Annotated in this window: 16 protein-coding genes and 4 tRNA genes; 7 read left to right on the top strand and 13 right to left on the bottom strand. The window is 56.0% G+C overall.

The genetic code is table 11. The annotated features are described in order from the left end of the window. Positions 1–37: 37 nt before the first annotated feature. Genes NR195_RS18865 through NR195_RS18850 form a run of 4 tightly spaced genes read right to left on the bottom strand, consistent with a single transcriptional unit; the run spans position 38 to position 4,630 of the window. Positions 38–1,423, bottom strand: coding sequence for an efflux transporter outer membrane subunit (locus tag NR195_RS18865; protein ID WP_372340768.1), 1,386 nt, complete (start codon positions 1,421–1,423; stop codon positions 38–40). Beyond that, a complete protein-coding gene (locus tag NR195_RS18860; protein ID WP_010669812.1) occupies positions 1,420–2,514 on the bottom strand; it encodes an HlyD family secretion protein in 1,095 nt (364 codons plus the stop codon). The genes NR195_RS18865 and NR195_RS18860 overlap by 4 nt, the downstream gene beginning before the upstream one ends. After that, complete coding sequence (locus NR195_RS18855) at positions 2,511–4,196, bottom strand: MFS transporter (protein ID WP_029518976.1); 1,686 nt, start codon at positions 4,194–4,196, stop codon at positions 2,511–2,513. The genes NR195_RS18860 and NR195_RS18855 overlap by 4 nt, the downstream gene beginning before the upstream one ends. A 2-nt stretch (positions 4,197–4,198) precedes the next feature. Continuing rightward, positions 4,199–4,630, bottom strand: coding sequence for a MarR family winged helix-turn-helix transcriptional regulator (locus tag NR195_RS18850; RefSeq protein ID WP_010669811.1), 432 nt, complete (start codon positions 4,628–4,630; stop codon positions 4,199–4,201). Positions 4,631–4,775: 145 nt separating this feature from the next. On the opposite strand from NR195_RS18850, the gene NR195_RS18845 reads away from it, so the two are divergent. From NR195_RS18845 to NR195_RS18830, 4 genes are all read left to right on the top strand, one after another. Beyond that, entirely contained in the window at positions 4,776–5,624 is an 849-nt protein-coding gene (locus NR195_RS18845; RefSeq protein WP_187510894.1) for an AraC family transcriptional regulator, read from the top strand. 41 nt (positions 5,625–5,665) lie between these two features. Further along, positions 5,666–6,073 (top strand): DUF2000 domain-containing protein, encoded by a 408-nt coding sequence (locus tag NR195_RS18840; protein ID WP_033786587.1) that lies wholly within the window; start codon positions 5,666–5,668, stop codon positions 6,071–6,073. A 390-nt stretch (positions 6,074–6,463) separates the two neighbouring features. Next, positions 6,464–6,724, top strand: coding sequence for a biofilm/acid-resistance regulator YmgB/AriR (locus NR195_RS18835; protein WP_010246474.1), 261 nt, complete (start codon positions 6,464–6,466; stop codon positions 6,722–6,724). A 139-nt stretch (positions 6,725–6,863) separates the two neighbouring features. Further along, positions 6,864–8,369: a SulP family inorganic anion transporter gene (locus tag NR195_RS18830; RefSeq protein WP_022625901.1), complete on the top strand. Its 1,506-nt coding sequence runs from the start codon at positions 6,864–6,866 to the stop codon at positions 8,367–8,369. Positions 8,370–8,403: 34 nt separating this feature from the next. On the opposite strand, the gene NR195_RS18825 is transcribed toward NR195_RS18830, so the two are convergent. Next, a complete protein-coding gene (locus NR195_RS18825) occupies positions 8,404–8,604 on the bottom strand; it encodes a DUF6404 family protein (protein WP_010669807.1) in 201 nt (66 codons plus the stop codon). Positions 8,605–8,797: 193 nt separating this feature from the next. Here NR195_RS18825 and NR195_RS18820 point away from each other — a divergent pair, with 193 nt between their 5' ends. Further along, positions 8,798–8,965 (top strand): hypothetical protein, encoded by a 168-nt coding sequence (locus NR195_RS18820; RefSeq protein ID WP_010246480.1) that lies wholly within the window; start codon positions 8,798–8,800, stop codon positions 8,963–8,965. A gap of 31 nt (positions 8,966–8,996) precedes the next feature. Here NR195_RS18820 and NR195_RS18815 read toward each other — a convergent pair whose 3' ends face one another. Both NR195_RS18815 and NR195_RS18810 read right to left on the bottom strand, forming a co-directional pair. After that, positions 8,997–9,848 (bottom strand): substrate-binding domain-containing protein, encoded by an 852-nt coding sequence (locus NR195_RS18815; RefSeq protein WP_256844809.1) that lies wholly within the window; start codon positions 9,846–9,848, stop codon positions 8,997–8,999. Between the two features lie 179 nt (positions 9,849–10,027). Beyond that, a tRNA-OTHER gene (locus tag NR195_RS18810) sits at positions 10,028–10,100 on the bottom strand. Between the two features lie 235 nt (positions 10,101–10,335). Between NR195_RS18810 and NR195_RS18805 the strand changes: the two genes are divergently transcribed. Beyond that, positions 10,336–10,572 (top strand): hypothetical protein, encoded by a 237-nt coding sequence (locus tag NR195_RS18805; RefSeq protein ID WP_223565690.1) that lies wholly within the window; start codon positions 10,336–10,338, stop codon positions 10,570–10,572. A gap of 135 nt (positions 10,573–10,707) precedes the next feature. Here NR195_RS18805 and NR195_RS18800 read toward each other — a convergent pair. The 6 genes from NR195_RS18800 to uvrY all read right to left on the bottom strand — a co-directional run bounded on the left by NR195_RS18800 (position 10,708) and on the right by uvrY (position 14,246). Next, positions 10,708–10,794, bottom strand: a tRNA-Leu gene (locus tag NR195_RS18800). 10 nt (positions 10,795–10,804) lie between these two features. After that, positions 10,805–10,878 (bottom strand) — tRNA-Cys (locus NR195_RS18795). Positions 10,879–10,917: 39 nt separating this feature from the next. Continuing rightward, a tRNA-Gly gene (locus tag NR195_RS18790) sits at positions 10,918–10,993 on the bottom strand. A 150-nt stretch (positions 10,994–11,143) separates the two neighbouring features. Continuing rightward, positions 11,144–11,692: a CDP-diacylglycerol--glycerol-3-phosphate 3-phosphatidyltransferase gene (pgsA, locus tag NR195_RS18785; RefSeq protein ID WP_010246604.1), complete on the bottom strand. Its 549-nt coding sequence runs from the start codon at positions 11,690–11,692 to the stop codon at positions 11,144–11,146. 69 nt (positions 11,693–11,761) lie between these two features. Continuing rightward, positions 11,762–13,594 carry an excinuclease ABC subunit UvrC gene (gene uvrC, locus NR195_RS18780; protein WP_010246606.1) on the bottom strand — a complete coding sequence of 611 codons (1,833 nt, stop codon included), beginning with the start codon at positions 13,592–13,594 and terminating at the stop codon, positions 11,762–11,764. After that, positions 13,587–14,246 (bottom strand): UvrY/SirA/GacA family response regulator transcription factor, encoded by a 660-nt coding sequence (gene uvrY / locus NR195_RS18775; protein WP_010246608.1) that lies wholly within the window; start codon positions 14,244–14,246, stop codon positions 13,587–13,589. Before uvrY ends, uvrC begins: the two co-directional genes overlap by 8 nt. A gap of 432 nt (positions 14,247–14,678) precedes the next feature. Between uvrY and NR195_RS18770 the strand changes: the two genes are divergently transcribed. Then, positions 14,679–14,903 carry a DUF2594 family protein gene (locus tag NR195_RS18770; protein ID WP_003849983.1) on the top strand — a complete coding sequence of 75 codons (225 nt, stop codon included), beginning with the start codon at positions 14,679–14,681 and terminating at the stop codon, positions 14,901–14,903. Positions 14,904–14,905 lie beyond the last annotated feature (2 nt).

The following is a 14,905-nucleotide window of genomic DNA, read 5'->3' as shown; positions in this document are numbered from 1 at the left end:
CGCAGAAACTCTGGCTGCGGCTGGATCGGTCTGGGGATTACTGTGTGGAGGCGGGTGTCCAGCCACCGCCCAGCGCGCGGTAGAGATCGATCTGCGCCAGCAGCAGGTTATTTTTGACAGTCACCCGATTCAGCTGCGTTGAAAACAGGGTGCGCTGCGCATCCAGTTCATCCAGATAGGAGGCGTAGCCGTTCTGATAGCGATTGCGGGCAATGCGCAGCGCTTCCGTCACATAGGCTTCCTGCTTTTGCAGCTCCTGAAGTTGTGCCTCACGCTGCCTGATAGCGTCTATTGCATCGTTAACTTCCGAGAAGGCGTTGCGCACCACTTTTTCATAGCCATAAAGTGCCTGATTCCGCGTCGCCATTGAGACATCCACCTGCGCCGTCAGCGCTTCACGGTTCAGCAGCGGTGCCAGGATGCTGCCGCCCACGCTCCACAGCCGGAACGGATCATCCGCGAGCTGGTGCAGAACCGAACTCTGCAGAGTGCCAGTCGCAGTGAGGTTAAGCCCAGGCAGCAGCTTAGCGCGCGACGATGCCAGGCTGGCATCTGCGGCCAGTAACTGACGCTGAGCCTGCACAATATCCGGACGGCGATTGAGTAGCTCTGATGGCAGCAGTGACGGCATCCGCTGCGGTGCAATCTGGTCAAACTGCTGACGACGGGCGATGCTGCGCGGGTTCATACCCACCAGAAGGCTCAGCGCATTCTCCTGCTGGGTGATCTGGTGCTGCAACTGGGGCATCTGCGCTTTGGCCGACTGATATTCCGAGGCGGCCTGCATCCACTCCAGCCTGGAGGTGTAGCCGGTTTCAAACTGACGCTGTGCCAGCTTCAGCGAATTGTTGCGGGTCGCCAGCGTCGCCTCCGTGACCCGCAACTGCTCATCCAGCGCGCACAGGTTGAGATAACCTGACGCCACCGAACTGGCGATGGTCAGCTCGGCGGCAGACGCAGCGGCCTGCTGCGCCGCTAAACTCGCCTGCGATGCGGTGATGCTGCTGCTGCGTGCTCCCCAGAGATCGACCTCGTAGTTCGCCTGTAATAAGCCCTGAAAAATATCGGTTTCATAGGGCTGGCCCGTCACTGACGAGAGCGTACGCTCCCGGGTCGCGGCCACACCGGCGCTCAGGGTCGGAAAGTTATCGCCCTGCGTGGCGCGCAGCTGGGCGCGATACTGGTCAACCCGGGATCGCGCCGTGAGGATATCGGGGTTATTGCGCAGCGCCTGCGTCACCAGCCGGTTGAGATTTTCATCATGAAAAGCGCGCCACCACTCCGCCTCAGGCGCAGCAGATGGCCCGACACTATTGCGCCAGGCGTCGGGGATCGGCAGAGAGGCCGGTGCCTTTTCAACCTGCGTGGCACAGCTGGTCAGAAGGAGTGTCAGTGCGCTTACTATTAAGCTGCGCCGCATCATGGCGCACCCTCACCAGCGGGTTGTGCGGCGGTGTCGATGTTGACTTCGACCGACATACCCGGGCGTAACTGATGCATATCCTGGTCATTGATGCGGATGCGAACCGGAATGCGCTGCGCAATTTTAACGAAGTTACCGGTGGCGTTGTCGGGCGAAATTGCGCTGAACTCTGAGCCTGCGGCCGGAGAGATAAATTCAACCTGACCCGTAAAGCGTTTGCCATCCAGCGCATCGACCCGAATCGTCACCGGCAGGCCAGGACGAATATTTGCCAGCTGGGTCTCTTTCAGATTCGCGATAATCCATTTGTGATTAGGCACCACCGAGGTCAGGCGCGTACCTGCCGTGACATAGGCGCCGGTGCGCACCGCCAGCTGGCCGAGCTGGCCATCATCGGGCGCGGTAATCCGGGTATTCGCCAGATCGATCTCCGCCAGCTCCAGCGCGGCGCGGGCGCTGTCGACATCGCCTTTCAGCGCGTCACGGTTAACGATGACGGTTTGCAGATTCTGCTGGGCGACGGCGATCTGCGCCGCAGCCTGACGAACCTGTGCCTGCGCCTGGGCGTCTGCGGCCCGGGCGGCGTCGCGCTCACGCACTGACAGGGATCCATCCGCCGTGAGATTTTCGACACGCTTCAGATCGAAGCCGCTTTTCAGCGCCTGTGCTTTGGCATTCTCCAGTGCCGCTTTATTGCTCTGGATGGTCGCTTCTGCGCTGCGACGCTGCTGCAGGTTATTGTTCAGCGCCGCCTGCTTCATCGCCAGCTGCGCCTGCGCCTGATGCACCCGCTGGCGATAGATACGGTCGTCAATCGTCATCAGCAACTGCCCTTTTTTCACCGGCTGCAGATCGATCACCTCGACTGAGGTGAGATAGCCATTAACCTGCGGGCTGATAAAGGTCACCTGACCGCGCACATAGGCATTCTCAGTGCTTTGTATTGCGCTGGTGAAGGGCCAGAGTTGCCAGGCGTAAAGAATAACCAGTACACCAATCACCACAATGCCGCTACCTGCGGCGATAGAAAGAATACGGCGGCGATTCGCGCGTTCGCGTTCCGCCGCCTGAAGCTCATCCTGCTGACTCATTGTTTCTCCGTTGATTCCTGTAATGCGGCCAGCTGTTGCTGCTCACGCAGGTTAAATTGCGCCTGACGCCAGTCAAGATAACGACGACGGGTCAAACGCCAGATCACCCACATCAGGGTGACCAGTGCCAGCGCAGCGGTTAACAGGTAGGTGTCGTTATAAGCGAGCACGTTGGCCTGCAGCGTGGCGATTACCTGTAACTGGCTGGTGCTCTGCGCGCCGCGCAGAACGTCGTCACCCACCAGCGAATTAAACAGCGCATTATACTGGCTGAGCCGTTCGGTGACGTTGGGATCGAGCAGTGAGAGCTGATCGCCCAGCAGGCTGGAGTGATATTTTTCCCGCCAGACCTGAAACGTGCCAAGAATAGCCGAGCCGATCAGCCCGCCGAGGTTCTGACTCATGCCAAACAGCACCACAAAGCTCACCAGATTTTTCGGCTGAGTCACCACGCTGCCAATGCCCATCAGCATCGCGGGTGCCATGAAAAAGGCGCTGCTGAAGCCCAGCAGAAACTGACTGAAATACATATTGCTGGCGCGGGTCAGTGGACTGGATTGCGCATCCATCAGCGAGGCGATAATCATCACCACCAGCGAGGTGACAATCGGCCAGTTGAGATGATTGGGCTTGATGGTCAGCGCACTGGCGGCGATGCCCGCAATAACCCCGGCCATGATCGCCAGCGCCAGACCGCGCATCTGATCGTTCTGCAAGCCAATCTGCTGCAGAAAGCCGATTGCGCCGGTGTTCTGTTCCGCCAGTACGATACGGATCATGATCATCACAATGCCCAGCCGCACCATCATGCCGCTGCTTAGCCAGCGGGTATTGATCAGCGGGTTGCGCCGGTTATGCTCAATGACGATCGCAGCGACAATCAGCGTCAGGGCGATCGCGGTACAGATACCGAGCCAGGGCGTGGTAAACCACCACTCAATACGGCCCAGCGTCAGTACGCCGCACAGCAGCGCCATACCGGGTGCCAGCAGGATAAAGGTGACGAAATCCATCTTTTCAAAGGTTTTGATGCGATCGCCCGGTGGCAGTTTCACCAGTAGTACCCCGCCCAGCGCAATCAGCGCCAGACCGAGTTCAAACAGATAGAGACCGCGCCACTCGTTGAGCTGCAGCAATTCCGAAGAGAATAAGCGGGCCAGCGGGATAGCCAGTTGCGATACCGTCAGGCCAATCACCAGCGCTTTCAGCCGATGTTTCGCAGGCCAGGCCTGTACCTGATAGTAGATGCCCAGAGAACTGAGCGCCGCAGCCACCATACCGTGAGCGGTGCGCACAATGATTGCCGAACTGAGATCGTTGGCGAAGAGATGGAAAAACGCCACCAGTACATACAGCACCAGAAACGCCTCGGTAAAGACACGCAGGCCAAACTGCTGGCGGAATTTCACCAGCAGCAGGTTAATAGAGATGTTGCCCATCACGTAGACCGCAGGCAGCCAGGCAATCTCATTCGACCAGGCACCAAAGGTACCCTGCAGGTTGACCAGATTCGCCGTGACCAGCGCGTTACTCAGCGCACCGGTCAGCGAGATAAGTAAACCGATCAGGCCAAACGCCAGGCGTTTTGGCATCGGATGCAGCGGCGTCGAGGGCGATCCCGGCAGCATCGGTTTTTCGTGCGGCAACCACTCGCGTGCAGCGTAGGGATTTCGCTTTGCCACTGCTACATACTTCCCATGCGGCTCAGGAGTTGTTGCAATACGCGCTCGGTCACGGCCAGATCCTGAGGGTCAATATCGGCCAGCATTTCAGTACGGAGTGCGTCAGCCTCGGTTTTCACTTTGGCGAACGCTTCGTTACCCTTATCAGTCAGCACCAGGTGACGCTTACGTCGATCTTCTGGCGGCTGTACCCGCATCAGCAGTGACTGTTTCACCAGCCGATCCACCAGCGGTACCATGCTGGCATCTTCCAGCCCCAGCAGCTGTGCCAGCTCGGTCTGGGTCATGCGTTGCGGCTCACTGGCAATCAGCCCGATGGCCATCCAGCTGCTCATGCTTAAGCCGCTATCTTTAAGGTGACGATCGACCGCCAGGCGCCAGGCATGTGCGGTCAGATGCAATAAGTGGGTAAAGGTACGCGTGTGCTGAGACAAATGTTAGCAGCCTAATAGTAAGAGTTCTAATTGAGTGGTGACGTTATTATACGCAAAGCGAAACGCCAATGAAAAGCGTCCGGTCTGTTAAAAATTAGTGGATCGCGGCAGAATGTCCAGAGGCCGCAACCGGGAGCCGGATAACATGAAACAGGCATCAGCAAACTGGGTCGATCTGCGCCGTGACGCCGTCAGCGGTATTGAGGCGCTACGCGCCCATTTTACCGGACACGCCTATGATCCTCACTGGCACGACAGTTATCTGATTGGCGTGACCGAGCAAGGTGTACAGCAGTTTCATTCGCGGCGCAAACAGCATCAGAGCCGACCAGGCACGGTCTTTATGCTGGAGCCGGAGGAGCTGCATGATGGTGATGCCATCAACGAAAGCGGTTTTACCTACCGGATGCTCTATCTTTCGCCGCAGCAGATTGCGCAGCACCTGGCTCCGATGCTGGCTGATAAACCCTCACTGCGTGAGCTACGTTTTGCCGTCACGCTGCGCGACGAGCGTCCACTGGCTTATGCCGTCTGGCATGCGTTCGATGCGCTGTGGCACAACCATCCCGCCATCATCAAAGAGGCGGCGCTGGACCGGATGTTTGGGCAGCTCATCCCGCACCGGCAGTGGTCACTGCCCGCTCAGCCCCCGGATAAAGATGCCCGGCTGGCACTGCAGTCGCGTGACTGGCTGATTGCCCATCATGCGGATAATCCCGGTCTGGAGCAGATGGCGCAGCATCTGCAGGTGGATCGCTTCCGGTTATCGCGTCTGTTCCAGGCTCACTGGGGTTTACCGCCCCACGCCTGGCTGGTGCAGTGGCGGCTGAGCCAGGCGCGTCGTCAGCTGGCGCAGGGCCAGCCCGTCGCCGATGTGGCAGCTGCGCTGGGTTTCGCCGATCAGAGTCACCTGGGCCGCTGGTTCAAACGCGCCTGCCAGCTTACCCCTTCCCGTTATCAGCACGCCTGCACAAATCTTCCAGACCTGGGTTAAGCCACTTGCCACAATGCGTTTTTTTAGTCAGGAGAAGCGCAATGCAAGACCCACGCTGTGTAATGATACTCAATGCCGCTCTGCCGCCTGGCAAAGCCACCAATGCTGCCGCCGTGATGGCATTAACCCTGGGACAGCGACATCCGGCGCTGGTTGGCGACGCCCTGGAGGATGCTGACAGGCGCCCTTCTCCCGGTTTGATCACCACCGGCATTCCGGTGCTGGCCGCGACTGACGAGCAGCTCAGTGCATTGCGGGAACAGTGCGAACAGGCTGAATACGATCTGGTGCTGTTTCCGGAAGAGGGTCAGACCACCACCGATTATCAGGCGCTGAGCGCCGTCCTGCGACAGCAACTGCGTCAGCAGTGGCGCCTGCTGGGCGTCGCCATCGTCGGCGATAAAAAAGCCCTGCGAAAGCTGACGGCAAAACTGGCGCTATTCAGCTAATCTTTTTGCGGGAAGCTGGTCATGGCTTCCTGTTTTTCCCCTCCCGCCCCTCGGCCCCGCCGTTTGTACAGGTTACTTGTACAGCTTTCGTTTCGGAATAGTCCTTATAAGCTGCTGATAAGTGTCAAATAGCACACTTTGTTAAAGAATCCGATTGTACAGATTGGGCTTCATTGTATAAGTTTACTGCCACGAGTTGTCATGCGACTCTGTAACGAATGATGCACTTGCGTCGCCTCTGAAGGTGTCAGTGGATTTCCACCTTCAGAGGTTATTTTTTCTGTTCAATTTGTGACACTGGTACCATCGCATCTGTACATGCGGTGGTTTTTTTGATCGCTTTTGTCCTGACATCCGAACCGGAATCGGGCTGTTCTGAAGGGCTTACACATGCAATATATTCTTCCCCGGACCAATCAGGAAATTGCTGATTATTTTAATCCTGCCGCCAATAAACCCGCCAGCGAGATGGAGATGCTGGGTATCCTGGTTGCAGAAATTTTGCAGTCAGGCATGCCAGTGAACAATAAAGCGATTATCTCAAAGCTTATTCATCGGCTGGAGCTGGAAAGCGACAGGGAATTACTGGATATCTACCGACAGCTGCTTGAACTGGTGGTCCATAAAACCCCGGACGATTTTTCACTGTAGCATCGACTCCACGGAGGGAGTCATCCGCCTTTTTCTGGTATCTTCGCCAGTCGCCCGGTACTATCTGCCCCTCACTGTTTATCCTGATCTTCCCGCCCCTCGCGCGGGAGCAAAATAACTAAAGAGCCTGCAATCTTTTATGACTCAAACCAATGATATTGCCGCAACCGACGTTGTGGCGGGCGATATCAGTGTAGGGCGCGTTCTGCGTTCGCCTGCGCTGCTGACCCGCGAATGCCTGGCCGGGGTGATTACCGCGCTGGCGCTGATCCCTGAAGTGATCTCCTTTTCCGTTATTGCCGGTGTAGACCCTAAAGTCAGCCTCGTCGCCTCGGTGGTGCTCTGCCTGACTCTGTCGATACTGGGCGGACGTCCTGCGATGGTAACAGCGGCTGCGGGTTCAGTGGCGCTGGTTATCGGGCCGATGGTCCATCTGCATGGCGTTGAATATATTCTGCCCGCGGTGGTGATGGGCGGCGTCATTCAGATTCTGTTTGGTGTGGCTGGTCTGGCGCGCATGATGCGTTATATTCCCCGTTCGGTGATGCTGGGATTTGTGAATGCGCTCGGGGTGCTGATTTTCTTTGCTCAGGTGCCGCACGTCTGGGGACAGTCATCACTGGTGTGGATCTTCTTTGCCGTCACACTGGCTATCGTGCTGTTGTTGCCGCGTCTGATAAAAAGTGTTCCTTCACCGCTGGTTGCCATTGTGGTAGTGACTGCCGTCGCGCTGCTAATGGGCTATCGCATGCCGAACGTGGGCGATGAAGGGCCGATGAGTCCCGGTCTGCCCGGTTTTAACAGCCTGCTGGTGCCACTTAACCTGCAGACCCTGCAGATTATCTGGCCCACGGCCCTGAGCATCGCCTTTGTCGGGCTGATGGAGTCACTGCTGACCGCCAAACTGGTCGATGACCTGACCGATACCCCATCCAGTAAGCGTCGCGAATCCTGGGGCCTGGGCGTGGCGAATATTCTGGCGGGCTTTTATGGCGGTATCGCCGGGTGCGCGATGATAGGTCAGACCATCGTCAATGTTGAGCTGGGCCGGGCGCGCAGCCGGGTCTCCACCGTGGCCGCCGGTCTGGTGCTGCTGTTACTGGTGACCGGACTGAGCCGGATTATGGCGCAAATCCCGATGGTGGTACTGGCCGGGATCATGATGGTGGTGGCCGTGAAAACCGTTAACTGGCATAGCCTGCAACCCGCTACCCTGAAACGTATGCCGTGGTCAGAGACGCTGATTATGGTGCTGACGGTAGCGGTGACTGTCTGGACAGGTAATCTGGCACTGGGCGTTCTGGCTGGGGTAATCCTGGCTATGCTGCTGTTTGCCCGCCGTATTGCGCACGTTATTCATGCGGAGCGTCAGCTGAGCGAAGATGGCGAGTCGGTGCGCTATGTGGTGCGCGGCCCGCTGTTTTTCGCCAGCAGCAACGATCTGTTTGAGCATTTCGATTATGCCCATGACCCTAAAAAAGTCACTATCGATTTAACGCACGCGCAGATCTGGGATGCGTCCAGCGTCGCGGCGCTGGACGGCATTGAGTATCGCTATCAGCGTTATGGTGCAGAGGTGACCATTGAGGGGCTGGATCCACGCAGCACGGACTTCCATCAGCGTCTGACCGGTAATTTCGGCTAAAAACGCCGTTCTGCTGCCTCTCCGGCAGCAGAACTCACTCAGCCTGTTGCCGCCGCGCGCGGTAGCGGCCAACCATGGTAATCAGCGCCTGGTAGATTAAACCGGCGTAGAGACTTGTCAGAATCGCCAGACCAGGCTCTTTGCCCTGCTGATGCCATGACATAAACCACATGAATACGCCCCACAGTACAGAGAACACCAGCCACCCGCGGACGAACTTCATCATGCCATTCATAACGACTCCTCTTAAATGAAGCGCTACCTTAGCGCGCTCCGGCCTGAAACGCATTGCCAGCATGCGCGAGTTGCGAGGCGTCTCAAATAATCGTCGACAATTTGCCATGCGTATTGATGATTTAGTCCTGTCCGGGCGATTTTGTTGCGATTCTCTATACTCAACGTTCCGCTTACCTGATCGGGGAATTACGATGAAACGTACTGCTTATCTGTTATCCACACTGGCTATCCTCGCCACGCTTACGGCCTGTGCACCGCCGCCACCGGGCAGAGATGCCCCGCCACCGCCTCCACCTGGCGGGCAGCAGCCGGTGGGCGCACCCGGCGGCAGCGGCCCGGCAGGACAACCGCAGGCCTGACATTATTCTGCCAGCCTGCGTTGCGGGCTGGTTAATGCCGGAAGGCGCAGCCGCAGGCTGACATCTCACCCGGCAGCACTTTGCCTGCGTGAGAGTGACGCCGCTGTAATTGCCCCTGCTCTTCAGCACTGCTGTTGCCTGCCTGCTGTCCCAGCCAGCGATCCAGCGCGCGGCCAGCGATCTGCCGGATGTCAGGTGACCAGCTGGTAAGATGCCAGGTTGAGCTACGGGCTTCCTCACTATCACCAAAACCTGCCACTGCCAGATGGATACCCTGACCAAAATCCCGAATCGCCTGCATTGCACCAAAGGCCAGCAGATCGCTTTCACAGAAGAGTGCCTGGATACGCTCAGCAGCACGTGTCTTTTTCAGGTAAGACATCATCGCCTGATAAGCGCAGTCGCGATCATCACTACCCACAGTCAGTTCGGCGTTCAGCGCCATGCCTGCCGCCAGCAGAGAGGCGCGATAGCCCTGTTTTTGCGCCAGTTCGCCTGGCTGACCCTGCATAAAGCCAAACCGCTGATGCCCCTGTTTAAGCAATAATTCCGCTGTCACTTCACCCGCCCGCAGTGCATCCGCCTGCAGTTCAGGCTCAGCGTCAATCTGAAGCACCGGCAAATGGCAGGCATCAGTTAAGCGGTTACCGGGGAGTAACAGCAAACCACGCAGCCCGAGCGGTGTAGCCTGCCGGATGAGTGTGGTTAGTGTGACGTCGGTTTCGGCACTCAGTAGCACCGAGATAAGACCGCGCGCGTTAAGCTGGCGCATCACTTCGTCCAGCATTTTTTGTTGATAGGGATTGAGCAACTGGCTGGCGACAACACCGATAACCGTAGGGGCCGCCGGTTCAGTTAAGTCAGGTGTAAAAGGTGTAATCATTGGCATTAATTCTCTGCGACGGCAAACAATAGTCACCACAATACGGTAAACCACAACGTTTCAACAGGTTACAGAGTTCGACACAGGCCGCAAAAATGAGTGAAATCGGATGTAATTGGAATAGATCGGCAGAAACCCAAAAGGGATAAGGCTGGCGTTAACGTAGATGCAGGAGAGGGACCGGGCAGCAGGAGTTGAACCCGCATCGTCAACCCGTTAAGAGTTGCAGTAATACCTTTATACCATGCCCGAATGGCGTGCCTGGAAAAGCCGCGCTGTGTGAACAAGAAGCGTAGTACGACTCTCTGACCAGGCAAGCGCAAGCGGCAGGTATTTTTGCAACCGTCGTATGAAATCAAAAAAGAGGTACCGCCGCCTGTAGGCATTGATTATTCAGCTAACCTTAAGTTTCAGGCAGCCTGTTCCGACCGGGACTTATGGCCAACATTACGCAGAGGTCAAGACTATGCCGTCAGGACAATTTTACGTGGTTGATCAACCCGAACTGAATTTTACCGCCAATTATCATATTGATACGGTTAATGATAAACCCTATCCCTCGCGGATGGTACTGGAGATCCGGAAGCAGTCACAGCCGACCGACGCCTTTGATGATATCAGCATCGGCCATGAAGTGACCTTTGTCTCTTCCAGTGGTGAGGCGCAACGGATGGTGCTGGTGAGTGACACTGATGATGAGCTGGTGTTCAGCTCCCGGGGCTGATGTCGGCTTATACCGCTAAACGGAAGTTGCAGTCGCCATATCCGCCAGATAGCAGGCACAAAAAAACCGCCCTTGGGCGGTTACGACATTACTGCATATTGCTTTTATTTTATTAGATTTTCTTCGGCAGAAATATGGTGCCCGGGGCGGGACTTGAACCCGCACAGCCTTACAGCCGAGGGATTTTAAATCCCTTGTGTCTACCGATTTCACCACCCGGGCAGGGTGTAACTGGAGGCGCGTCCCGGAGTCGAACCGAGGTACACGGATTTGCAATCCGCTGCATAGCCACTCTGCCAACGCGCCTTAACTGATGTGCCGTCAGGTTAACCTGACCTGCGAATCTGGAGCGGGAAACGAGACTCGAACTCGCGACCCCGACCTTGGCAAGGTCGTGCTCTACCAACTGAGCTATTCCCGCAATTCAGCAATTTCGTCGAACCTGCTGATTTTATTTATCTTCTGGCAGCCTGGCTGCCGTTCGATGCGATGCATTCTACTTAGATGACGCAATGAGTCAATAAAATTATCCTCACAGCGCGTCCGTTTGCTGCTTTTTAAATCGTATCGATCACGGTTCGAGCAGATCGCCGCGCGCGGCGCTTAAATACTGGAACATAGACCAGAAAGTCAGCACGGCAGCAATGTATAACGCCACCACACCAATCGCCACGACGGTCGCATCAGGACGCCACAGCAAGGCAAACAGTGAGAACATCTGGGCAGTGGTTTTCACTTTACCAATCCAGGAAACCGACACGCTGCTGCGTTTACCAATCTCCGCCATCCATTCACGCAGCGCAGAGATAATGATCTCGCGTGCAATCATGGTGGCGGCGGGCAGCGTAATCCACCAGGCGTGGAAATATTCCGCCACCAGCACCAGCGCAATGGCCACCATCACTTTATCCGCTACCGGATCGAGAAACGCACCAAAGCGTGTTGTCTGCTTCCAGCGGCGCGCCAGAAAGCCATCAAACCAGTCGGTGATGGCAGCAAAAACAAAAATCAGTGCAGTCGCCAGCGGCGCCCAGGTGAACGGCAGATAGAAAGCCAGCACAAAGAACGGGATGAGCACGACTCGAAACAGGGTGAGACACGTCGGAATGTTTAATTGCATATGCCGGTAACTGTCTGGATATAGGTAGAATTTAGCCTATGTTCCTACATTGCCCCCCCCGTTTCAATGCTAGTGTTTCAACGAGTAGTATATTTTTTCTGCCAGAGCATGTGAGATACCGGGTACATTGGCGATCTCCTCCACCGACGCGTTCATCAGCGGTTGCAGGCCACCCATGTACTTAAGCAGTTGCTGACGCCGTTTCGGCCCCACCCCTTCGATGCTTTCCAGTGCGCTGGTGTTCTTTACTTTGGCCCGTTTTTTACGGTGGCCTGAAATGGCATGATTGTGAGCGTCATCACGAATATGCTGGATCACATGCAGCGCTGGCGCATCGGGTGGCAGCGAAACGCCCTCACCTTCCGCTTCAAAGAACAGCGTCTCCAGTCCGGCTTTACGATCGCTGCCTTTCGCTACGCCGAGTAAAATCGGCCGGCTTTTGTCCCAGGGCACATCCAGTTCCGCGAAGACCTGCTTCGCCTGAGACAGCTGGCCTTTACCGCCATCGATCAGAATCACATCCGGGATCTTATCTTCTTCAATCGCTTTACCATAACGGCGGCGTAGCACCTGATTCATGGCGGCGTAGTCATCACCCGGCGTAATGCCGCTGATGTTGTAGCGACGATAATCGGCACGCAGCGGACCATTCTGGTCGAACACCACGCAGGAGGCGATGGTCTGCTCACCCATGGTATGACTGATATCGAAACACTCCATGCGTTTAATTTTGTCCAGCTCAAGAAACTCCGCCAGCGCCATCAGCCGCTGATGAATTGTGGAGTGCTGTGACAGCCGCGTGGTTAACGCCGTCGCGGCGTTGGTGCGCGCCAGTTTGAGATAACGGGCGCGATCCCCGCGCGGCTTGCTCTGAATACTCACCCGACGCCCGGCCAGCTCACTGAGGGACTCTGCCAGCAGTTCACGCTCTGGCAAGGTAAAGTCCAGCAGAATATCGCCAGGCAGCGTACGTGCCTCGCTACCCTGCAGGTAGAACTGCCCGACAAAGGTCTGAACGACCTCAGCCAGATCGGTATCGACGGGCACTTTCGGGAAGTAGCTGCGGCTGCCTAACACTTTGCCCTGACGGATAAACAGCACGTGGAGACAGGCCATGCCCGCTTCATAAGCCACACCCATCACATCAAGGTCATCACCCTGATTCGAGACAAACTGCTTTTCGGTGATCCGTCGCACAGCCTGAATCTGATCGCGCAGGCGTGCCGCCTCTTCAAAGCGCAGGCCCGTGCTCGCCTCTTCCATCCGTTTGACCAGCTGGTTAAGAACCTGATCGTCTTTACCCGCCAGGAACAGGCGCACGTAATCGGTCTGCTGTGCATACTCCTCCTCACTGACCAGTCCCGCGACACAGGGACCCAGACAGCGGCCAATCTGATATTGCAGACAGGGCCGGGAGCGATTGCGGTAGACGCTGTTTTCGCACTGGCGGATAGGGAAAACTTTTTGCAGCAATCCCAGCGTTTCACGCACCGCATAGCCGTTGGGGAACGGGCCAAAGTATTCGCCTTTGGCATGCTTTGCACCACGGTGCATCGCCAGTCGCGGATGAGTATCGCTGCTAAGAAAGATGTAGGGGTAAGATTTATCGTCGCGCAGCAGCACGTTGTAGCGCGGCTGGTAGAGCTTGATGTAGTTATGCTCAAGCAGCAGCGCTTCGGTTTCGGTGTGGGTTACGGTGACATCGATGTGCTGGATATTACTAACCAGCGCTTCGGTTTTGCGGCTGCCGACCTGAGTGCGGAAGTAGCTGGTCAGACGCTTCTTCAGGTCTTTGGCTTTGCCCACATAGATGACGGTGCCTGAGGCGTCATACATGCGGTAAACACCGGGCTTGCTGGTTACCGTACTCAGAAAGGCTTTGGAATCAAAAACGTCATTCACTACTGATTAACGGCTCCGCATTATAGAGGCCATGTCGAATGGCCAGATGCGTTAACTCTACATCGCCACTGATATTCAGCTTGCTGAACATCCGGTAGCGGTAACTGTTAACGGTTTTAGGACTGAGATTTAACTGCTCGGAAATTTCCGTCACCTTTTGTCCACGGGTGATCATCAGCATAATCTGCAATTCCCTTTCCGACAAACAGCTGAAGGGGGATTCCGCTTTTTGTGGCTCAATCTGGCTCAGCGCCATCTGCTGAGCGATATCTGAAGCGATGTAGCGCTGTCCGGCATTGACCGAGCGAATCGCATTGATCACCTCCTGCGGCGCAGCCCCTTTACTGAGGTAGCCTGCAGCCCCCGCCTGCATCACTTTCGCAGGCAGCGGATTTTCCGTGTGAATGGTCAGCATGATGATTTTGATATCGGGATTGTAACGCACGATTTTGCGCGTCGCCTCCAGTCCACCGATGCCCGGCATGTTCATATCCATGAGGATCACATCAACCTGATTGGCACGGCACCACTTAGCGGCATCCTCGCCACAGTTGACCTCTCCGACCACGGCCAGACCTTTGACATCCTCCAGGATGCGACGGATTCCGGCACGGACAAGTTCATGGTCATCAACAAGAAGCACACTGATCAACGGGGAAACTCCAGAGGCTAAAAAAAGAGGAATCAATTAACGAATACAGGCGATAATCATACCCGCTTTTACCTCAAAAGCACATCAACAAAGCAAAACAGTCGACGCTTCGCATAACGATTTCCAGCCCCGTGCAGCCAGCAATAACAGAGATTTCTTACAACCGACAGGCGTACTGAATAATCCTTAAACTCTTACTATTTCATGGTATTAACACCAGACTTTGCTGTGCCTTATCGCTGCAGGCCCTCGTGATATCTGGCCCGGCAACACCTGTAATTACTTTCAGCGATTGATTAGTTGTACTGGACAAACCAGCTCTTTATAGCGAAGCGAACCGGCTGCTCCAGCAACTTACTGACCCTGTGATATACTCACGCACTGCTGTTCGGACAGATTGCCGACACATTGTCATTCACCAAGGAGAAACGCATGAGCGATGAAGATTTTGCAACTTCGCAGGAAGCCCGGAAATTAGCGGATGAAATCGCGGGTCTGAAGATGATGATCACCCTGATCCTGAAAGGTATGGGCCAGGCTGATGCCGGCAAAGTGATTATCAACATGGAACGCTATGTACAGACGCTGGGCGACAAGCCTCAGGCGGAAGTATTCAGCAATACCATTAAGCAGATCAAAACAGCCTACCGTCAGTAAGC

This window comes from Pantoea sp. Ft-CA_14 (genome assembly GCF_024520875.1).
Taxonomy (GTDB): Bacteria; Pseudomonadota; Gammaproteobacteria; order Enterobacterales; family Enterobacteriaceae; genus Pantoea; species Pantoea agglomerans.
Note: the sequence above shows the minus strand (reverse complement) of the source record. Positions and strands in the feature narration are given on the sequence as shown.